Origin of the sequence: Arthrobacter sp. StoSoilB20, from assembly GCF_019977295.1 — a bacterium.
GTDB classification, from domain to species: Bacteria; Actinomycetota; Actinomycetes; order Actinomycetales; family Micrococcaceae; genus Arthrobacter; species Arthrobacter nicotinovorans_A.
Genome location: NZ_AP024651.1, coordinates 3,271,994 through 3,292,219, shown reverse-complemented (window position 1 = coordinate 3,292,219; position 20,226 = coordinate 3,271,994). Strand labels below are relative to the sequence as shown.

Sequence of the window (20,226 nt, the reverse complement as noted above, 5' to 3'; positions counted from 1 at the left end):
GCGCACTACTCAGGCAGCGGTCCGCGGTTGCCTGGTATGTGCTGGAAGACCATGGTGGTTTCCGTGTGGCCCACTACGGGATCCGTGGCGAGGTTGTCCAGGAGCCAATTGCGGAGGTCGTCAGTATTTGCGACGGCGATGTGCAACAGGTAGTCCACGGATCCAGTGGTGTGGAACGTGGAGATGACCGCCGGAAGTTTGGGAACGCGGGCCGTGAAGCGGTCGATCTGGTCGCGGTCGTGGGCGCGAAGACGGACAGCGATGAGGGCCTGTACGGAGCGTCCGATCGCAGGCAGGCTCAAGACGGCTTCAAAGCCTTCAATGATGCCGCGCTCGGAGAGGGCCCTGGTCCGCATCAAGGCCGTGGAGGGGGCGATTCCCACGAGCTCAGCCAACTGCTTGTTGGAGATACGGGCGTCATCGACCAATGCTGCGAGGATTCGTTCATCGATCGCGTCCAGCGGCTCTGCGCTGCCCGGGCTTGACCGAACATTCTTCGTGGGGTTGGACACCGATCCTCCTGAAATTGCCTTTCATCCATCCTAATCGGTGAAATGTTCAGCGACTATCGTGAGGCGGGCGTGGGGTGGACGTGCGGCGGACCCATCGCCGGTCCAGCCGTTGGAGTGGCTCACTGAGCAGCATCAGCAGCAGGGGCCAGTTTCCTGCACCCGGGATGACCAGGGACAGGATCAGCGAGGCCAGGAACAACGCCGAGACGATGCCGCTGGCTCGAATCCCTGATACTGCCTCGGCTTCGTCCATGGCGTGGAGGTCCGGGTGGGACCGCAAATAAGTACGGGCCAAGAGGAGCACGAAGCTGGTGGCAAAGAGCGTCCCGATGTACACCAGCGGCTGGGCCCAATCGGAGGCCATCTGGGTGGACAGCGAGGTTGCCACCGGCATCACCACGATGGTGAACATCCAAGCGACCGTCAACCACAACAATCCTGAATCCACGCGCTTGACGCTGCGGAAAAGCTTGTGGTGCTGGACCCAGAACACTGCGATGAGGACAAAACTCAACACGAAGCCGAGCACAGCGTACTGTTCTTCCTCCAGCCATTGGGCAGTGGTGCCCTGGTGGTCGGCCAGTTCACCGACGCTCTCCATCAACGGAAGAATCAACAACGTCAAGGCAATCGCCACCACGGCATCCGTAAACGCCTGCAAACGCTCCGGTGACGACAACTCCCGGCTTTTTGGGACCTGTGTCATGCCTCCGATTGTAGGGGCAGGCCGGCCGAAATCACGGGGAGTGGCGCGGCGGGCGGTGCACCACCCAGGTGACCGCCGCCGTCGTAGATGAAAGGGCGATCACTCCCAACGCCAGGGCCGGCCAGCCGAACGCCTGGAAAGCGAGCCCCCCAGCCCAACCTATGACGCTCGAACCCAGGTAATAGGAAAGGTTGTAGAGGGACGCAGCCTGAGCCCGGCCTGTGGTCGCCAAGGCTCCGGTCCACCCGGAACCAACGCTGTGAGCGGCGAAGAAGCCGCCGGTAAAGATCACGAGCCCGGCCAAGGTGGCAGCGAGGTTCTCCACCAAGGTCAGTGCCAGGCCCGCGGACATAACGCCGATTCCGGTCACCAGCATGTTGCGCCTGCCAAACCTGGTAGTCAGTCCAGCGGCACATCGTGAACTCACGGTCCCGGACAGATACGCGAGGAAGATCAGGCTCACAACGGTGGCCGGAAGTCCGAAGGGTTCGGCGTGCAATCGAAAACCCAGGTAGTTGTAGACCGCCACGAAACCGCCCATGAGAAGGAAGGCCTGCAAGTACAACGAGAACAGCTTGGGATTGCTCGAGTGCCGTTTAAGGGTCCTGAGCGCTCCCCGGAATCCCAGGGCCGGGGCGGGAGTGAAACGTCGTTGCCGGGGGACGAGTACCAGGAACAGCACAGCGGACACGGTGGCCAGCAAGGAGACAGCCAGGGTCGCGGCACGCCAGCCCCAAAGTTCCCCCACCGGGCCGGCCACCAGCCGTCCCGCCAAACCGCCCAGGGTTGTCCCTGCCACGTAGGTTCCTGCTGCCAGAGCCGTGTGTACTTTGGTCACTTCCTCATTGAGGTAGGCGATGGCTATGGCCGGTATGCCGCCCAGAGCCATGCCCTCCAAGGTGCGCAGAGCCAGCAACAGGGGCACGGTGGGCGCCAAGGGCACCAGCAGCCCCAGCAGTGTCGCTGCTGCAATGCCGATGGCCATGGCACGCACGCGGCCGATCCTGTCTGCCACAAAGGACCAGGGCAGCACTGTGACGGCAAGGCCTGCAGTGGCCAGGGAAATACTGAGCGCCGCCTCAGCGGCAGTGATGTTCAGCTCTCCGGCCATCAGGGGCAGGACAGCCTGGGTGGAGTACAACTGGGCAAATGTCGCGACGCCGGCAAGCGCCAATGCTGCAAGGACACGCCTGTAGCCACGGGAGCCTTTGGCATGGCCGTCCCAGGTTCCTGCATTGCCAGTGGCGATGGTGTTGGTCACCCGGCAAGGTTAGGACCATGGCAACTCCGCATTCCAATGCATGGTTTACCTACAATTGATGCAAGAGAGCATCAATTGAGCCTGTTGAGTCATGAGCCGGGCCGCCGGCAAAGGGGAGAACACCATGGAGCCGGACCATCATCAGCTCATCCAACTCCTTCCCCTGCTGCCGGTACTTGCCGAGCTGGGCCGCACAGAGCACATGACAGAAACCGCCGAGGTCCTCGGCGTTCCACAGTCAACGGTTAGCCGTGCGGTGGCGCGGGCCAGTGCCATTGTGGGGGCCGATCTCCTGGTTCGCGACGGACGGGGCATCCGGCTCACCCCTGAGGCCAGGACCCTGTTGCCCTACATCGAAGCCGCGCTGGAGAATTTCCAGGCCGGGCTGGACAGGGTCAGGCACGAGTCGGACGTCGTCAGGGGACGGATCGGCGTTTCCTTCCAGCACACCTTTGGCGAAGCGACACTTCCGCTGCTGATCAGTGCCTTCCGTGGGCGCCATCCGCATGCGGTCTTTGAGCTTTGGCAGGGTCCGCGTGACGATTGCCTGAAGCAGTTGGCCGGCGGTGGGATGGACTTCGCCCTGACTGCGCCCATAGCCCCCGAAGGCAAGGGCATCCGGTCCCTTCCGCTCTACCGCGAGCCGCTCAGGGTGGTCCTGCATTACCGGCACGCTTTGGCTGGGCGGACCAGTGTGCACCTCAAAGAACTGCGACACGACCCCTATGTGACACTTCCTGCCGGAGTTGGTCTGCGCGCGCTGGGCGAGACGCTCCTGCGCGAGGCCGGTTTCCGCCCGCGGATCGCGTTCGAAGTCCAGGAATCCACCTCCGCACGCGGCCTTGTTTCGGCGGGCCTGGGGTTCGCCATCCTTCCCCCTGCCGGCCCAGGGTCAGGAACAGGTCAGCTCCTGCCCGAAGCCGAACTGGGGTTGGTAGAGGTGCCCATCGAATCGGACCTGGCCTTCCGGCAGATCGGCATTGCCTGGCGGGAGAGAAGTTTCGAGCCCGAGGCCGTGCGGCTTTTCCGTGAACTGGTGGTTGCCGAGGGCGGGGAACTGTTGGCGGAGCTCGTCAGAGCCCGTTCAGGTACTCCCTGACCACGTCAGTGGCCGAGCCTTGCCGCGCCCGCTGCCAGCCGGTGCCCGCCCACAGGTTCAGTCGCTGCGGATCCCCGGCCGCCGACGAAGCCGCCCTGACCGGTGCCGTGAGGTGATGGATGGCAGGGTATCCCTCAGGGGCGTCCTGGTGGTCACGAACAAAGTCATTGACCAGTGATCGGGCCATCCTTCCGGTGAACGCACGGGTCATGGCTGTTTGCGTAAACGCAGGGTCTCCCAACGCGTCCTTGTGCGGTTGCCGGGCGCCACTCTCGGTGGTCCGCACCAGTGCCGTGCCGATCTGCGCGGCCGACGCACCGGCCTCCAGCACCTCACGCAGACCTTGGCTGTCCATGACGGCCCCGGCCGCGATCAGGGGAAGGCCGACGGCGCCACGCACCTGGGCGAGCAGTTCCGCCGTCGTGCGGGCTTCTTGTCCCCGCCGGGCAGGCAGGAAGGCCGCAGTATGCCCTCCGGCAGAGTTGTGTTGCACCGCAAGGGCGTCAGGGCCTTCCTCTGCAGCAGCAAGAGCTTCCTCGGCACTGGTAACACTGGAAATGACCCGGCTGCCCGCTTTTTGCAAGGCCCGGACCACCGGCTTTCCCGGAAGGCCGAACGCGAAGCTGACAAACTCCACGGGGTCCGCGATCAGGGCATCGATCTTGTCCTGCCAGGCGTCGTCATCGTCGAGGCGGAGGGGTGGCAGCGCCACCCCGTATCGGGCAGCCTCAGGTTCCAGCTCTGCACGGTAGGCCTCGATCCGAGCCACAGCCTCCCTGTCGGGTGGGAGCTGCCGCAGGTCAGGGACAAAGACGTTCATGCCAAAACGAATGCCCAGGGCCCTTGCCGCAGCAATCTCGGCAAGCATGGCGTCCGCTCCCTTGTAGCCCGCGGCAAGGAACCCGAGTCCGCCGCCCTCATGAACGGCGCGCACCAACGCCGGCGTCGACGTTCCGCCCGCCATGGGAGCTGCAATAAAGGGTGTATGGAACAGGGAATATGGCATGTGCAGTTTCTCCTCCGGACGCTCCAAGCTAGTCTTTCACGGTGAACAATCTTGACTCGGCCCAGCATTCCCCTGCCCCCGCGGAAACCTTGAGCGGAACGGTGATTGGGCTCGATATCGGCGGCACCAAGACCCGTGGCGTGCGGTTCCAGAACGGCACGCCCGTCCGGGATGAAAGCGCCGGCAGCTCCAATGTGCAGAACGTCAGCAGGGAACAGGCAGCAGCCAACCTTGCCGAACTGTTCGGCAAAATCGGTGGCGGCGGGATCGACGAGGTTTACGCCGGTGCCGGCGGGATCGATACGGACGAAGACGCACAGGCGCTCGCAGACCTGATCGCCCCCCATGCGCCCGGGGCCCGCATCACTGTGGTCCATGATTCCCGCTTGCTGTTGGCGGCCGGTGGCGCCAGTGCCGGTGTTGCCGTCATCGCCGGTACAGGCTCAGCCGCGTGGGGAAAGAACGACGCCGGCGAAGAGGCCCGCGCAGGTGGCTGGGGCTACCTCCTGGGCGATGAAGGAAGCGGCTATTGGCTGGGGCGTGAGGCCGTACGGCACAGCCTGAAGCGCATGAACCAAGGTCTGGAGCCCGATGAGCTCAGCCAGGCCTTGTTGGACGCGTGCGGGGTGGATGAACCCGGCAAGCTGATCGCCTTGTTCCATTCGCCGGACACCGGTCGCCGCTACTGGGCACAGCAGGCAAGGATCGTGGTGGAAGCCGCCGCTGCCGGAGACGGGGTCAGCAGGGCAATGGTGGCCCAGGCAGGCCAGGACCTGGCTGATCTTGCCGAACAGGCCGTTCGGCAACTGGGCCTGGACGGTCCAGTGATTCTCGGCAGCGGACTGGGCATGAACGTCCCGCTGCTGCAGGAAGCCTTCAAGGCAAAGCTGGCCGAACGTGGCATCACTGATGTCCGCATCCTCCAGCAGGATCCTGTGTTCGGTGTGCCGCGGCTGGTGGCCGAGCAGCGCCGTTAGGGGAGTTTTGTACCGCCGATACCCAAACATCGCGTGGGGTATCGGCGGTAGTGTGACTCAGCCTGGGACTCAGTCCTGGACTCAGCCGCGGGTTCTGGGGCGCAGCTTGACGCCTGGCAGCGGGGGAGCGGGAATTCGTCCGGCCTCCGGTCCGGCGTCGGGCCCGTGGCCTTGGACGTGCCCGAAGCGTGAGGTGGCGGCAGCGGCGTCGTCGAGCAAACCCTCTGCCTCCCATTGTTCGCGGGCCTGTTCCACTTCCTCGTGCGTCCGCCCAACGAAGTTCCACCACATGAGCAGGTCTTCACCGAACGGCTCGCCGCCCAGGAGCATGAAGCGGGTGTCGGGTTTTGCTTCCACGCTCAGAAGCGATCTACCTGCGCCCAAGTAGGCCAACGGGCCGGCCTCGACATCCTGGCCGTCAATGACAAGTTGGCCGTCCAGGACCAACACGGCGTGTTCGAACTCCGGTTGCAAAGGCAGCTCAAGGGTTCCAGTGCCGGTGATATCGGCTCCAAGAATGGGGCTGAACATGGTGGCGGGGGAGCGCTGGCCCGCAAATTCCCCCACCATCACTGTGGCGGTGAAACCCTGGCCCACCGCCACGGGCAGGTCCCGGACCTGCTCGAACGACGGCGCCCGGTGGCGATGCTCTTCGGGCAATGCAACCCACAGTTGCAGCCCACGGGAGACAGGCAGCTGTTCCACCAGCGGGCTTGAACTTGATCCGCTGGTGGCGGGCAGGACTGAGAACTCCGAGTGCGAGATTCCATGGCCCGCGGTCATGATGTTGAGCTCGCCTGGCCGGACCACGACATCGCTGCCCACGCTGTCCCGGTGCCTGACGGCCCCTTCGAGGGGCCACGTGACAGTTTGAAGGCCGCTGTGCGGGTGGGGCAGGACGCTCATGGCCACCCGGTCCGGGCCAAAACTGTCCAGGAAGCACCACGCACCCACAGTAGGCAGCCCACGTTGGGGCAGGGTCCGCATGACGTTCATGGCCCGGACACCGCCGAGGGGAACTTCGCGTTCGGGCCACAGCTGCACGCATGGCCCCTGACCTTCGTGGGCCGCCGGACATACTTCCTGGGCGGGGGAAGTATCAAGATTGGTCATGTGATCATCGCCTGTGCATAAATGTTGGAAATTGAGCTAATCTGTTCCACGTGAACAACGCCCTCCTGAGCTACCACGACGCCGTCCTTTACCGTTCGGGTGAACCGTATCGCATCCTCGCTGGAGCCATCCACTACTTCCGCGTGCACCCGGACCTGTGGCAGGACCGGCTGCGTCGCCTCAAAGCCATGGGCGCCAACACCGTGGACACTTACGTTGCTTGGAACTTCCACCAGCCTAAACGCGACCAGGCCCCGGACTTCAGCGGCTGGCGTGACATCGGGCGTTTCATGGACCTCGCTGCCGGGGAGGGCCTGGACGTCATCGTCCGTCCGGGGCCCTATATCTGTGCTGAGTGGGACAACGGGGGTTTTCCGGCTTGGTTGACCGGCATTCCCGGAATCGGCCTGCGCTGCATGGACCCCATGTTCACTGCGGCCATCGAGGAATGGTTTGACCACCTCCTGCCGATCGTGGCAGCACGGCAGGCTTCGTCAGGAGGCCCTGTGGTGGCCGTGCAGATAGAAAACGAATACGGCAGCTACGGTGACGACCACGAATACATCCGATGGAACCGGCGGGCCCTGGAAGAGCGGGGCATCACCGAGATGCTCTTCACTGCCGACGGCGGCACCGACTACTTCCTCGACGGCGGCTCGATCGACGGCACCTGGGCCACCGCCACGCTGGGAAGCCGGGGCGATGAAGCCATAGCCACCTGGCAGCGGCGCCGCCCCGGAGAGCCGTTCTTCAACGTTGAGTTCTGGGGAGGTTGGTTCGATCACTGGGGCGAACTCCACCACCGCCGCGACGCCGATGACGCGGCAGCGGAAGCACGCAAGATGCTCGATGCCGGCGGATCGCTCTGCGCTTACATGGCTCACGGAGGGACCAACTTCGGCCTCACCTCGGGCAGCAACCACGACGGCACCATGCTCCAGCCCACGGTCACCAGTTACGACTCCGACGCTCCGATCGCGGAGAACGGCGCCCTGACGCCGAAGTTCCATGCTTTCCGAAAAGAATTCTTCCGTGCCCAAGGCATCGAAGAACTCCCGGAACTCCCAGTGGAATTGCTGGCGGATTCTCCCGTTATTCCGGCCCAGTCACTGCCACTGGGTAGCGGGCAAGGCCTGCTTTCGATCGTCCGGAACGCGGGGATTGCCGTTGCCAGCGTCAAGCCGCTGAGTTTTGAGCAGCTGGGACTGGACGCCGGCTTGGTGTTGTATTCAGCTGAAGCCATCCTGCCCGGACAACCCGGGATGCCCGTTGAAAGCCGGCTCAAGATCACCGGCCTTAATGACCGCGCCTATGTATGGGTGGATGGTAATTTTGCCGGTGTCCTTGATGACGTCACCGGTGCCGAAGGGCTGTTGGTTACCGGCACGGGTGTTGCTGCCAGGCTTGAGATCCTCGTGGAGAACCTGGGTCGGATCAACTACGGTCCTTTGACCGGACATGGCAAAGGCATCCTCGGCGGCGTCCTCATCAACCAGCGATACACCTTCCACTGGACGCAGACTCCGGTGCCATTGGCCGAGTGGACGCAGGACCACCTGGATGTCCTGTCCGGAGTCGAGTTCGAGATTGGCGAGGCGGCCGATACCTACATCGCTTTGCCGGATTCGGAGAAGGGCTTCGTCTGGCTCAACGGCTTCCTGCTCGGCAGGTACTGGAACAAAGGCCCCCAAGTAACCCTTTACGCACCCGCTCCGTTGCTTAAGCCCGGCCGTAACAGCATCAAGGTGCTCGAACTCGGAAAGCCGGGGACCGTCGTCGAACTTCGCGAGGCGCCGGATCTGGGTCCGGTGGAAGCCGGCCCCATCGAGGCGGCCGAACTTCCCTAAGGGAGCCGGACAGGCAATTATGCTGGCACCATGACCCTGCAGTTCGACACCCGCCCAGCCGCGTACGCCGTAATGATCCGGGAAGGGAAGATCCTGCTGGCCTATTGGAAGCAGGATGGCAAAGAAGGGTGGACACTTCCCGGCGGAGGGTTGGACCTCGCTGAACATCCTGTGGACGGCTGCCGGCGCGAAGTTTTCGAGGAAACCGGCTACGAAGCGCGTATTGATCGCATGCTGGGTATCGACGTCGGCCACTGGCCCGGCGATGTCCGCCCGGATGGCTCAGTCAGGGACTTCCAGGCCTTGCGCCTGGTATATGAGGCCACGGTGGTGGGCGGCGAACTGACCCACGAGGTAGATGGAAGCACCACCCATGCTGCTTGGGTTCCGCTGGACGACGTCGGCAAACTCAACCGGGTTTCTTTGGTTGACACTGCCTTGCGGCTCCACCGGGAGCGCCCGGTAAATGGGAAGCTCGACTAAAACCGCGGAGCCTGGGACTAGCCAAAGTTGCGCGCCTTGGCTACTCTGAACAACGTTGCCGGCTTTTTGGTTGCCGGCCTGGATGCCGAGGAGGTGGATTTGATGATTGCCATGATCTTGCGTGCCCCGCTGCCCGTTGCAGCGCGCCGTCATCAGCCCATCATTCCTGTCCCGGCATCAGCCAGCCAAAGCTAGGCGGCCGGACCTCATCAGAGGCTTCCATTGAAAACTTACGCTTCAATAAGCGACCCATCTTTCAGCCCGGCATCAACCAAGCAACGTCCCGCCAGGGGACCAGTAGAGTACGGCTACACCGATAAAACCGCGGAGCTCTTCCGCGTCCACACTCCACCGGAACAGCAGGAAAACTCCAGCCCGGGCCGTATTGTGCGCCTGGACCGCAACCGGGTGCTCGTAGCGTCGGCCGACGGTCTGCTGCACTTGCCCTATCCAACACAGGGTCCGGTACCTGCTACCGGTGACTGGGTCTGGCTGGGCCATAACACCGCGGGTGAGCCTGCCGTCGTCGAGGTTCTTCCCCGGCAGTCGGCGCTGAGCCGGAAACGCGCCTTTGAGGCCTCCTCCGAGGAACAGGTCCTTGGCAGCAACATCGACATTGTGGCCGTAGTGGTGCCGGTGGACCGTCCCCTGACCCACAACCGTCTTGAGCGGACGTTGGTTGCGGCGTGGGATTCCGGTGCTACGCCGCTGGTGGTCATCACCAAAGCCGACCTGGCCGATCTGGCTGACGACGTCGTGGGGGAGGTCATTCTGCAGGCTGCAGGAGTGGAGGTGGTGACCACTTCTGCAGAGCAAGGGGACGGGCTCGATGAACTCCTGCAACACATACCCACTGGTGCAACCCTTGTCCTGTTGGGTCCTTCCGGTGCAGGAAAATCAACGCTCATCAATGCCCTTGCCGGCCATGAGGTCCAGCAAACCGGTGCGGTCCGGGCAGGTGACGGCAAGGGCAAACACACCACAACCTCACGTGAACTGGTGCCACTGCCCGGCGGTGCGGTGCTGATGGATACCCCGGGCGTCCGTGGTTTTGGACTCTTTGACGCGGACGAGGGCATGGAGGAGATGTTCGGCGATCTTGAAACTCTCTTCGCCCAATGCCGCTTCGGCGACTGTGCCCACCAAGCGGAGCCGGGCTGCGCGGTCCAGGAGGCGCTGGCGGAGGAAACACTGGATCCCCGGCGTTGGGCCAGCTACCAGAAACTGCAACGTGAGTTGGCTGCGCTGGCCCGGAAACACGACGCAGCAGCCCGGCGTGCGTACCAGCGCGAATGGCACCAAAAGGTCATGTCGGCGGACCGCGGCCAGCGCGCGGCGGAAAGGTACAGGCACGACCAAGCTGAGGCACGGGGAGGCAAAGCAGGCAAACGGCGGAAGCGATGAACATTGCCGATTCATTACAGAACTCGTGGCGGCGCTGACATCGTCGGTGGTGCTGGCTACGCTGGGTGAAGATTGCTTTGCAGCCAAGTAATAAGAGTGCATATGATCATGTGGCTCTACCGATGTTCTCCACCACAGATAGGTAAGCCCGGGTATGGCCGAAGCCATGATTGAGTTCAAGAGCGTCACCAAGCAATACCAGGGTGGGCAGCCGGCCGTGGACGCTCTCAGCATGTCCATCGACAAAGGCTCCATCACCGTGTTTGTTGGCCCTTCGGGCTGCGGCAAGACCACATCCCTGCGCATGATCAACCGGATGGTGGAGCCAACCAGCGGAACCATCACCGTTGGGGGCAAGGACGTTTCGCAGGTTCCCGCCCCGGAGCTACGCCGCTCCATGGGCTACGTCATGCAGTCATCGGGCCTGCTGCCGCACCGGTCGGTGCTGGATAACATCGCTACAGTCCCGCGGCTCAACGGGGTATCCAAGTCCGATGCGCGCAAACGCGCAGAGGAATTGCTCGACGTCGTGGGGCTGGCTTCGGTTCTTGGCAAGCGCTACCCGTCCCAGCTCTCAGGTGGCCAGCAGCAGCGCGTCGGGGTTGCCCGGGCGCTCGCTGCTGATCCACCCGTCCTGCTGATGGATGAACCCTTCAGCGCGGTTGATCCAGTGGTCCGTGACGAACTTCAGCAGGAGCTCCTTCGCCTGCAACGGGAACTGGCTAAAACCATCGTCTTTGTCACCCACGACATCGATGAGGCAACTGTTCTTGGCGATAAAGTTGCCGTCTTCGCCGTGGGAGGAAAACTGGCTCAATATGCTGCGCCGGAAGAAATCCTTCGGGCGCCGGCCAACGACTTCGTCGCATCCTTCGTCGGGCGCGACCGCGGCTTCAGGCACCTTGCTTTCAATACAGCCGATGCCGTCACCCTGCACCCGGTAACCATGGTCAGCCCTTCGGCTGGTCATCAGGCGGGCCGGGCATCGGGGGAGTGGGCCTTGGTAGTGGACGCCGACTCCCGCCCGCTGGGATGGTCCTCTCCGCGTGACGGCGCGGGTTTGATCCCGGGCGGTTCGTTGTTCCGCAAGGGAGACACCCTGCGCCGCGCCCTGGACGCGGCGTTGTCCTCGCCGTCGGGTCTTGGCGTAGCAGTGGACGACGACGGCCGCGTTGCCGGAGTCCTGAAGGCGCCCGAAGTCCTGGCCCTCATTGAAGAAGTCCGGCACCACAGGGAGGACGCCACCTGATGGAGTGGTTCCTCGGCAATACCGGCCTGGTTTTCGGGTTGGCTGGGCAGCATATGGTGCTCGCCATCATTCCCATGGTCCTTGGCCTCCTGATTTCCATCCCGTTGGCCCAGCTGGCCCGGGCCAACAGCACGCTCCGCTCCGTAGTGGCTACTGCCACCTCGCTGCTGTACACGATTCCTTCCCTGGCTTTGTTCATCATCCTTCCCACCATCCTGGGCACCCGGATCCTGGACCCCCTGAACGTGGTGGTGGCCTTGACGATTTACGCCGTAGCCCTGCTGGTCCGTGCAGCGATGGACGCCTTTGATTCGGTGGACGACGACCTCCGGAATGCAGCCGTGGCCATGGGCTTCAAACCCCTGGCGCGCTTCTTCCAGGTGGACCTGCCGTTGTCGCTGCCGGTGCTGTTTGCCGGACTCCGGGTGGTCTCGGTCAGCAACATTTCGCTGGTCAGCGTCGCGGCGCTGCTGGGCGTGGGAAATCTCGGCGTCCTTTTCACCGACGGGCTGCAGCGGACGTTCGTCACCGAGGTAGTGGTGGGCATCATTGCCATTCTGGTGCTGGCACTGCTGATGGATGCGGTGCTGGTGGTTCTGGAAAGGCTTCTGACTCCCTGGACCCGCGCAGCCGGTGGACAGTCCTCCCGCACCGACGCCAACACCCTGCTCACTGAGCCCAAGGCCGGACCCCGCGTGGCGAAGTCGGGCCTCCGCCCGGATCCGGGGGCGTCCGCATGAATATCTTTGCCGAGACGATTGCCTGGCTCATTGACCCCAAGCACTGGACCGGCAGCGGTGGCATTCCCACCCGCGTCCTGGAACATCTCCAGTACAGCGCACTGGTCCTCCTCATTGCGGCCGCCATCGCCGTCCCCATCGGTCTCTTCATCGGGCACACAGGCCGTGGACGCGTGGTCGCTGTTGCCGTGGCCGGTGCGCTCCGGGCGCTCCCCACGCTCGGGTTGCTGGTGCTGTTTGCGTTGCTCGCCGGCAGCGGTTTGATGCCACCGGTGTGGGCGCTCGTGATCCTCACAGTCCCGCCGCTGCTTGCAGGTACTTACGCCGGTATTTCCAGTGTGGACGCCACGGTGGTGGATGCTGCCAGGGCCATGGGCATGACCGAGCTGCAGATCCTCTTCCGCGTGGAACTTCCCAACGGCCTGCAAGTCATGTTCGGCGGAATCCGTACTGCGGTGTTGCAGGTCATCGCAACCGTTTCCGTGGTGGCTTACCTGCCCCTCGGCGGGCTGGGCCGCTATTTGTTTGACGGACTCGTCCTGCAGGATTTCCCCAGGATGCTTGGCGGTTCCCTGCTCATCGCCGGCCTGGCCATCGCGGTGGACCTGATCCTCGCCGGCGTGCAACGGCTGGTCCTCTCCCCGGGCCTTACCCTCGACTCAAACGGCAGCCACAAGGCAGCCGACGATCTCACAGCCGCGGCTCCAGCCGGGGCTGCCGTTCAAGGAGGTACACCATGAAGAACCCCGTCCCCATGACCCTTACGCGCCGTGGTCTCGGCGGCCTCGCAGCCGGACTGGGTGTGGCCCTTGCGTTGAGCGCATGTGGCGGCAGCCCGTTGGCCACACCGTCCACTTCGGCTTCGGGCGGTTCCGCTGCCGGTGGCTCGCTGGTGGTTGGATCGGCTGACTTCCCGGAAAGCCAGGTCATCGCCGAGATCTATGTTGGCGCCCTCAACGCGGCAGGACTCACTGCCACGTCCAAGCCCAACATCGGCTCCCGTGAGATCTACTTCAAGGCTGTCCAGGACGGCTCCGTGGACCTCGTCCCGGACTACTCCGGCAACCTCCTCTCCTTTGTGGATACCGAGGCAGCGGAAGTATCAGCCGAGGACGTCTACAAGGCCCTTCCCGGCAAACTTCCGGACGGCTTGGCAGTGCTGGATGCTTCCAAGGCCGAGGACAAGGACGCCATGGTAGTGACCAAGGCGACGGCCGAGAAGTACCAGTTGAAGTCCATCGAGGACCTGGCCAAGGTGTGCAAGGACTTCACCATGGCAGCTCCGGCCACGTTCGAGACGCGCTCGTACGGCTTCCCGGGGCTGAAGAAGAACTACAACTGCGAGCTCAAGGGACTGCAGCCGTTCAGCGACGGCGGTGGCAACCTGACCCTGCAGGCGCTGCTTGAGGACAAGGTCCAGGTGGCCGATATCTACACCACCACCCCGTCCATCGTCGACAACGACCTCGTTGTTCTTGAGGATCCCAAGAACAACTTCAAAGCCCAGCAGGTCCTGCCGCTGGTCAAGGAGGACAAGATGACGGACAAGGCCAAGGAAGCGCTCAACAACGTCTCCAAGATCCTCACCACCGATGACCTGATCAACCTCAACCGCGCGGTCAGCGGTGACCAGAAGCAGGCTCCCAAGGATGCCGCCGCTGCGTGGCTCAAGGACAAGGGCATCGTTAAGTAACGCCTTTTCAATACCGTGCACGACGGCGGTGACGGACCCGTGCGGGCCCGTCACCGCCGTCGTCGTATGTGTGAGTTAAGTCTCAACTGAAGTGCATCACCCGTGTGGCATATTTGAGGAATGGCGAAATTCAAGCAGTCCACCAAACTTCATAATGTCCTCTACGACATCCGTGGACCGATTCTTCAGGCCGCCCAGCAGATGGAGGCGGAGGGTCACAGGATCCTCAAACTGAACATCGGAAACCCAGCCCCGTTTGGTTTTGAAGCGCCTGACGCCATTTTGGTGGACATGATCCGCCACCTTCCCAATGCCCAGGGTTACAGCGATTCCCGCGGAATTTTCTCGGCCCGGACCGCAGTCTCGCAGTACTACCAGACCCGTGGCATCCAGAACATCCACGTAGATGACATCTACCTCGGCAACGGGGTCAGCGAACTTATCACCATGTCCCTCATGGCCCTTCTTGAAGATGGCGACGAGGTCCTGATTCCCACCCCGGACTACCCCTTGTGGACAGCTTCCGTAGCCTTGGCCGGTGGCCGCCCGGTGCACTACCTCTGTGACGAGGATTCCGGCTGGCAGCCCGATCTTGAGGATATGGAAGCCAAAATCACGCCGCGAACCAAGGGCATCGTGGTGATCAACCCCAACAATCCCACCGGCGCCGTGTACCCGGAAGAGACACTCAAGAAGATCGTCGCCCTCGCAGAGAAACACGGACTGGTCCTCTTCGCCGACGAAATCTACGAGAAAATCCTTTACGAGGACGCCGTCCACATCAACCTGGCCGGCCTCACCGGCGACGATGTCCTGTGCCTGACATTCAGCGGGCTCTCCAAGGCCTACCGCGTCTGTGGCTACCGGGCCGGTTGGATGGCCATCTCAGGGCCGAAGAAGGACGCTGCGGACTACCTCGAAGGCATCAACCTGCTGGCCAACATGCGCTTGTGTGCCAACGTTCCCGCGCAGCACGCCATCCAGACTGCCCTGGGCGGGTACCAGAGCATCAACGACCTCATCCTGCCCGGCGGCAGGCTGCTGGAACAGCGCAACAAGGCCTATGACCTCCTGAATGCCATTCCCGGAGTGAGCACCCAACAGGCCAGGGGCGCCCTGTATCTGTTTCCGAAGCTGGACCCCGAGGTCTACCACATCCGCGATGACGAGAAATTTGTCCTCGACCTCTTGAAGGAACAGAAAATCCTGGTTTCCCACGGACGGGCCTTCAACTGGGTGCGCCCGGACCACTTCCGAATGGTCACCCTGCCCAACGTCAAGGACATTGAAGAGGCCATTGGCCGCATGGCGGACTTCCTGTCGAGGTACCCGGGGAACTAGCCTGAGGTCCATGGCCGTTCCACGAGGGCGCGGCCCTGCGGAAAGGCATGCCGGTGGCTGCAGTTGAGTTTGCCAAGAGTCCTGCTGAGGTATTGAGGGTCGGGCCAGGATTCACGCTCGCCAGTGTGGACCCTGGCTCCACCCCCGGATATCCGGGCGCGAAAGCTGATGGCAAGGCCTTGCTGGGAGCCCAGGACGCACGGCTGGCAGAACTGCAGGAGAAGCTCTTTGCCCAAGGCCGGTTCGGGAGCACCAAGAGGCTGCTGCTGATCCTGCAGGCCATGGATACGGCAGGCAAGGGCGGCATCGTCAGCCACGTAGTCGGCGCCATGGACCCGCAGGGTGTTCAACTGCGCGCCTTCAAGGCTCCCACTGACGAGGAAAAATCCCATGACTTCCTGTGGCGGATCGAAAAGGAAGCTCCCGCTGCCGGGATGGTGGGAGTTTTCGACCGTTCGCATTACGAGGATGTCCTGATCCATCGGGTGCACGGATGGGCCGACGCTGCGGAGCTGGAACGCCGCTACGCCGCCATCAACGACTTCGAGGCCCGGCTCGCGGACCAGGGCACCACCATCGTCAAAGTCATGCTCAACATCAGCAAAGACGAGCAAAAAGAGCGGCTGATAGCGCGCTTGGATGACCCCAGCAAGCACTGGAAGTACAGCAGTGGAGATTTGGCCGAACGCGCGTTCTGGGACGACTACATGGATGCCTACAGCGTGGCGTTCGAGAAGACGTCAACGGACATAGCGCCCTGGCACGTGGTCCCGGCCAACAAGAAGTGGTACGCACGCATCGCTGTGCAACAGTTGCTGATCGATGCCCTTGAACGCCTCCAGCTGGACTGGCCAAAGGCCGGGTTCGACGTAGCAGCCGAACGCGCACTGGTGGTGGATTCCTAGGACTCCCCTCCGAGGGCTGCCCGGTGCTGCGCGGCTTGGCGTTAGTGCGCTGCTTGGACGTTGCTGCGCGGCTTGGACGTTGCTGCGCGGCTTGGACGCTGCTACGCGGCTGGGCGTTACTCCGCTGCTTGGACGTTAGTGCGCGTTACTGGGCGGCAGCACCGGCGTCGTTGCTTGCGTCCCGGGCTGTGGCCAGGCGTTTGCGGGCGCCTTCCAGCCAGTCCTCGCAGCGTTTGGCCAGGGCTTCGCCCCTTTCCCAGAGTGCCAGGGATTCTTCCAGGCTGGCACCTCCGGCTTCCAGGCGGCTAACAACGCCCATGAGCTGTTCGCGTGCTTCCTCGTAGCTCAAGGAATCCAAGGATTCCGGTGAAGATGCGGATGAGTTGTTCTCGGTCATGATGTCCTTTTGTGTTCGGTAGTGACGATGGTGACCGATTCATCAACGGTCCACGATGTGTCCTTGGCCTGTGGACACTGCCCTGAAGCGACCTTCGGCTACTCGAATGGCCAGGGAGGTTCCTTCAGGGGCTTCCTCAGGACTGCTGACCACTGTGTGCCCGGCTTGGTCCTCGCCAACAATCTGGACCACGGCATAGCCACGGTCCAGTGTCTTTTGCGGGGAGAGGGCCCTGACTTGTGCGCGCAGGTGATGGACCTGGTCCAGGGCGCGGGCAACGGCAGTGCTGACGGCTGAATGGGAGCGGCGCTGCAGGCGATGGATGTCTTCGGCCCGGGCGTCCACCATCGAGGCCGGGGTGGCCAGCACCGGCCGTGACTTCAATGACTGCAGCCGGTCCGATTCCCGGTCCACCATCCTGCCGATGCTCCGGCGCAAGTGGTCCCTTGCCTGCCTCACCATGGCCAGTTCCTCGGCCACGTCAGGAACTATCCGCTTGGCGGCATCGGTGGGCGTCGACGCCCGAAGGTCCGCCACGTCGTCAAGGATGGGGCGGTCGGCTTCGTGCCCGATCGCGCTGACAACCGGAGTGGTGGCCGCCGAGACCGCACGGATGAGGTCCTCGTTGCTGAACGGAAGGAGGTCTTCCAACGCGCCGCCCCCGCGTGCCATGACAATGACGTCTACCTGGGGGTCGGCGTCGAGCTTCTTTAACGCCGCGATGATCTGGGCGACGGCGGTATTGCCTTGGACGGCAACCTCACGGACATCGAACTCGACCGCGGGCCAACGCAGCGCGGCGTTGCGCAGGACGTCCTTTTTGGCGTCGGAGTCGCGGCCCGTGATGAGGCCGATCCGGTGGGGGAGCAGGGGCAGCTTGCGTTTACGGGAGTCGGCGAACAGTCCTTCGGCTGCCAGAGCCTGCCGGAGCCGCTCGATCCTGGCCAGCAAGTCGCCCAGGCCCACAGGGCGGATGTCTTTGACGGACATGTTCAGCCGGCCCGTCTTGACCCAGAAATCCGCCTTGACCAAGGCAACTACGCGGGAACCGCGTTCGAGGGGGACCTTTTGGCGATCAAGCACCGTGGACCACACCGAGGCAGGAAGGGAAATTTCGGCGTCAACGTCCCGCAAGGTCAGGAAAGCGTTGCCGCCCCGGCGGTTCAGTTCAATGACCTGCCCCTCGATCCACGCCGCGGGTGCCCTTTCAATATGGGCTTTGAGCTTCCGGGAGAGCAGTTGCAGCGGCCACGGGTTGTCCGGGCTTGTTTCAGCCGCTGTTCCCGGCAAGGTGGATTCGGGTGTGGCTTCAGCGGACATGCGTGGTCCGTGCCCGTTCCGGTCTCCGTGTCTGTTGCTGCATGATGTGTCCTTGCTCGGGGATGCGGCTTTGGTGGCGGCCGCTTTCCAACTCTATCCATAGCTTCCCAACCCGCCCCGACATTTTTCCTATCATGTGGACAGACCTAGGATGGTGGCACAGCCGACGACCCTGAGGATGACCTTGCGTACATTTGTTTCAGCATTGGGAGTGATCCTCGCCGTTCTTTTGACAGCCGTCGCTGTCCCCGCGGCCTGGGTGGACCAAAACATCGTCAAAGAAGAGGGTTTCGTCCGGATTGCCGGCGGGCTGGGCAATGATCCCGAATTCCAGAACCGTCTGGCTGCCGCGGCGGTTGGAACCTTCGAGTCTTCCGTTGATCTGCCTGGACCTCTTCAGTCCCTTGCGGCCGGAGCACTTCGGAACGCGGCCACGGGGATGCAGTCCTGGAGCGATTATCCCCAGGCCTGGGAGGAAACCGTGCGGAGCAGCCACAGGCTGAACTTTGGGACCGCGGCCCCTGGCGACGGGTCGGCTGCATCCACGACGCTCGTCCTGGATATCGGGCCGCTTGTCAGGCTGATTCGCGACCATTTCGCCGAAGCGACACGCATCCGTCTTGATGTTCCCGCCGAGAGCCTCGAATCCCTGGGCGAACCTTCACATCGGCAGCTTGTGGAGCGTGTGGCAGCCTATGCACCGTTGTGGTGGGTGGCTGCTGCCGGGGCGCTGGTTTCTGCCCTCCTGGCTTTGGTTGCTGCCCGACGACGCTCCCTGGTGTTGGCTTTCCTGGGGCTTGGCGGCCTGGCTTTGGCGGCGCTTTGGTCCGTGGGTGCAGATATGGCCGGTGGCATGGTCGGAAATCTTGCCAGCGCCAACGATGTTGCAGAACTCTTCAAGAACGAGTTCCTCACCACCGCGCGCAACGGCTTTGGTCAGTGGGTGGGGGTCGCGGCCCTGATCTCCGGAGCCATCCTGGTGGCGGGCGTCATAGCGGCAGTGCTCACAGGGCGACGAGGGTCACGTTCGGCCCGAAGCTAAAGGCTGGGCCGGTAGCATGGATGCATGACCAGCACAGCAGTTTCCATTCCTATGCCCACGGTGCCCCGCAGACGGCGATCTCCGGAAGAGGTACAGGCAGCGGCGCCCGTGACGGGTCCCAAGAAGGTTCTGCTGGCGGCCCCGCGAGGGTATTGTGCCGGCGTGGACAGGGCAGTCATTGCTGTTGAGAAGGCCCTGGAGCACTACGGTCCTCCGGTCTACGTCCGCAAACAGATCGTGCACAACGTTCACGTGGTCAGCTCCCTTGAAGAACAAGGAGCCATCTTCGTTGAGGAAACAGACGAGGTCCCGGAAGGCGCCTTGGTCATTTTCTCTGCCCACGGCGTATCTCCGGCCGTGGTCCAGTCCGCTGAAGACCGTGGCCTTCGGACCATCGACGCAACCTGCCCGCTGGTGACCAAGGTCCACAAGGAAGCCGTCCGCTTCGCCAAGGACGACTACGACATCCTGCTGATTGGCCACGAAGGCCACGAGGAAGTCGAAGGAACCGCCGGGGAAGCGCCGGAACACATCCAGATCATCAACGGGCCCCACGAGGTCGATAAGGTCACCGTGCGCGACCCCGAGAAGACGATCTGGCTTTCCCAGACAACCCTGAGCGTGGATGAAACCATGGAGACGGTCCGACTCCTGAAGGACAGGTTCCCCACCCTCCAGGATCCGCCCAGCGACGATATTTGCTACGCCACCACCAACCGCCAAGTGGCTATCAAGAAGATTGCGCCCCAGGCAGACCTCGTGATCGTGGTGGGTTCAGCCAATTCGTCCAACTCCGTGCGGCTGGTTGAGGTTGCCCTGGAGTACGGTGCCAAGAGCTCCTACCGCGTGGACTTCGCCAACGAGGTAGACGAAGCCTGGTTCGAGGGTGTCGCCACAGTTGGCGTCACCTCCGGTGCCTCCGTTCCGGAAGTGCTGGTTCAGGATGTCCTGCGGCTGCTGGCTGACTACGGCTACGGCGAGGTCCAGGAAGTGGTGACGGCTGAGGAAGACCTGCTGTTCTCGCTTCCGAAGGAGCTGCGGGCCACCCTGAAGAAGGCCGGCGACGTTACACGTGCGCTTGGCGGGCGCGGAAACCGCTCCACGACCTAGAACAACAGATGTAATCTGGCC

The 20,226-nt window shown here is 63.1% G+C and carries 21 protein-coding genes; 14 read left to right on the top strand and 7 right to left on the bottom strand.

Going from position 1 to position 20,226, the window contains the following annotated elements; genetic code table 11:
• Positions 1 to 5: 5 nt before the first annotated feature.
• The 3 genes from LDN85_RS14930 to LDN85_RS14920 are packed head-to-tail and all read right to left on the bottom strand — an operon-like array spanning position 6 to position 2,479.
• Complete coding sequence (locus tag LDN85_RS14930; protein WP_026539896.1) at positions 6 to 512, bottom strand: Lrp/AsnC family transcriptional regulator; 507 nt, start codon at positions 510 to 512, stop codon at positions 6 to 8.
• A 46-nt stretch (positions 513 to 558) separates the two neighbouring features.
• A complete protein-coding gene (locus tag LDN85_RS14925; protein ID WP_223943427.1) occupies positions 559 to 1,218 on the bottom strand; it encodes a TMEM175 family protein in 660 nt (219 codons plus the stop codon).
• A 31-nt stretch (positions 1,219 to 1,249) separates the two neighbouring features.
• Positions 1,250 to 2,479: an MFS transporter gene (locus LDN85_RS14920; RefSeq protein ID WP_223943426.1), complete on the bottom strand. Its 1,230-nt coding sequence runs from the start codon at positions 2,477 to 2,479 to the stop codon at positions 1,250 to 1,252.
• 124 nt (positions 2,480 to 2,603) lie between these two features.
• On the opposite strand from LDN85_RS14920, the gene LDN85_RS14915 reads away from it, so the two are divergent.
• Positions 2,604 to 3,578, top strand: a complete 975-nt coding sequence (locus LDN85_RS14915) for a LysR family transcriptional regulator (protein ID WP_223945472.1) — start codon at positions 2,604 to 2,606, stop codon at positions 3,576 to 3,578.
• Here the strand turns inward: LDN85_RS14915 and LDN85_RS14910 are convergent.
• Positions 3,553 to 4,584, bottom strand: a complete 1,032-nt coding sequence (locus LDN85_RS14910; RefSeq protein WP_223943425.1) for a nitronate monooxygenase — start codon at positions 4,582 to 4,584, stop codon at positions 3,553 to 3,555. The two genes, LDN85_RS14915 and LDN85_RS14910, sit on opposite strands and share 26 nt — an antisense overlap.
• A gap of 41 nt (positions 4,585 to 4,625) precedes the next feature.
• On the opposite strand from LDN85_RS14910, the gene LDN85_RS14905 reads away from it, so the two are divergent.
• Entirely contained in the window at positions 4,626 to 5,561 is a 936-nt protein-coding gene (locus LDN85_RS14905; protein WP_026539901.1) for a BadF/BadG/BcrA/BcrD ATPase family protein, read from the top strand.
• 81 nt (positions 5,562 to 5,642) lie between these two features.
• On the opposite strand, the gene LDN85_RS14900 is transcribed toward LDN85_RS14905, so the two are convergent.
• Positions 5,643 to 6,674, bottom strand: a complete 1,032-nt coding sequence (locus tag LDN85_RS14900) for a pirin family protein (protein WP_223943424.1) — start codon at positions 6,672 to 6,674, stop codon at positions 5,643 to 5,645.
• Positions 6,675 to 6,724: 50 nt separating this feature from the next.
• Here LDN85_RS14900 and LDN85_RS14895 point away from each other — a divergent pair, with 50 nt between their 5' ends.
• The 10 genes from LDN85_RS14895 to LDN85_RS14850 all read left to right on the top strand — a co-directional run bounded on the left by LDN85_RS14895 (position 6,725) and on the right by LDN85_RS14850 (position 16,336).
• On the top strand, positions 6,725 to 8,521 hold the full coding sequence (locus tag LDN85_RS14895) for a beta-galactosidase family protein (RefSeq protein ID WP_223943423.1): 1,797 nt from the start codon (positions 6,725 to 6,727) through the stop codon (positions 8,519 to 8,521).
• 30 nt (positions 8,522 to 8,551) lie between these two features.
• Complete coding sequence (locus LDN85_RS14890; protein ID WP_091550025.1) at positions 8,552 to 9,004, top strand: NUDIX hydrolase; 453 nt, start codon at positions 8,552 to 8,554, stop codon at positions 9,002 to 9,004.
• 36 nt (positions 9,005 to 9,040) lie between these two features.
• Positions 9,041 to 9,199, top strand: coding sequence for a hypothetical protein (locus LDN85_RS14885; RefSeq protein WP_167332876.1), 159 nt, complete (start codon positions 9,041 to 9,043; stop codon positions 9,197 to 9,199).
• A 27-nt stretch (positions 9,200 to 9,226) separates the two neighbouring features.
• Entirely contained in the window at positions 9,227 to 10,408 is a 1,182-nt protein-coding gene (rsgA, locus tag LDN85_RS14880; protein ID WP_223943422.1) for a ribosome small subunit-dependent GTPase A, read from the top strand.
• 154 nt (positions 10,409 to 10,562) lie between these two features.
• Positions 10,563 to 11,657, top strand: coding sequence for an ABC transporter ATP-binding protein (locus LDN85_RS14875; protein WP_026546230.1), 1,095 nt, complete (start codon positions 10,563 to 10,565; stop codon positions 11,655 to 11,657).
• Positions 11,657 to 12,397: an ABC transporter permease gene (locus LDN85_RS14870; protein WP_026539907.1), complete on the top strand. Its 741-nt coding sequence runs from the start codon at positions 11,657 to 11,659 to the stop codon at positions 12,395 to 12,397. The genes LDN85_RS14875 and LDN85_RS14870 overlap by 1 nt, the downstream gene beginning before the upstream one ends.
• Complete coding sequence (locus LDN85_RS14865) at positions 12,394 to 13,137, top strand: ABC transporter permease (RefSeq protein ID WP_026546229.1); 744 nt, start codon at positions 12,394 to 12,396, stop codon at positions 13,135 to 13,137. The genes LDN85_RS14870 and LDN85_RS14865 overlap by 4 nt, the downstream gene beginning before the upstream one ends.
• Complete coding sequence (locus LDN85_RS14860; protein ID WP_026539909.1) at positions 13,134 to 14,090, top strand: ABC transporter substrate-binding protein; 957 nt, start codon at positions 13,134 to 13,136, stop codon at positions 14,088 to 14,090. Before LDN85_RS14865 ends, LDN85_RS14860 begins: the two co-directional genes overlap by 4 nt.
• 120 nt (positions 14,091 to 14,210) lie before the next feature.
• Entirely contained in the window at positions 14,211 to 15,431 is a 1,221-nt protein-coding gene (locus LDN85_RS14855) for a pyridoxal phosphate-dependent aminotransferase (RefSeq protein ID WP_026546228.1), read from the top strand.
• A gap of 47 nt (positions 15,432 to 15,478) precedes the next feature.
• Positions 15,479 to 16,336, top strand: coding sequence for a polyphosphate kinase 2 family protein (locus tag LDN85_RS14850; protein WP_223943421.1), 858 nt, complete (start codon positions 15,479 to 15,481; stop codon positions 16,334 to 16,336).
• 145 nt (positions 16,337 to 16,481) lie between these two features.
• Here the strand turns inward: LDN85_RS14850 and LDN85_RS14845 are convergent, their stop codons facing one another.
• Positions 16,482 to 16,733, bottom strand: a complete 252-nt coding sequence (locus LDN85_RS14845) for an exodeoxyribonuclease VII small subunit (RefSeq protein ID WP_026539912.1) — start codon at positions 16,731 to 16,733, stop codon at positions 16,482 to 16,484.
• A gap of 42 nt (positions 16,734 to 16,775) precedes the next feature.
• The gene (xseA, locus tag LDN85_RS14840) at positions 16,776 to 18,053 is read right to left on the bottom strand and encodes an exodeoxyribonuclease VII large subunit (RefSeq protein WP_091550029.1); all 1,278 of its coding nucleotides are present in this window, start codon (positions 18,051 to 18,053) and stop codon (positions 16,776 to 16,778) included.
• 178 nt (positions 18,054 to 18,231) lie between these two features.
• Here xseA and LDN85_RS14835 point away from each other — a divergent pair, with 178 nt between their 5' ends.
• Positions 18,232 to 19,095, top strand: a complete 864-nt coding sequence (locus LDN85_RS14835; RefSeq protein ID WP_223943420.1) for a hypothetical protein — start codon at positions 18,232 to 18,234, stop codon at positions 19,093 to 19,095.
• Positions 19,096 to 19,119: 24 nt separating this feature from the next.
• Positions 19,120 to 20,205 carry a 4-hydroxy-3-methylbut-2-enyl diphosphate reductase gene (locus LDN85_RS14830; protein WP_223943419.1) on the top strand — a complete coding sequence of 362 codons (1,086 nt, stop codon included), beginning with the start codon at positions 19,120 to 19,122 and terminating at the stop codon, positions 20,203 to 20,205.
• Positions 20,206 to 20,226: the final 21 nt, after the last annotated feature.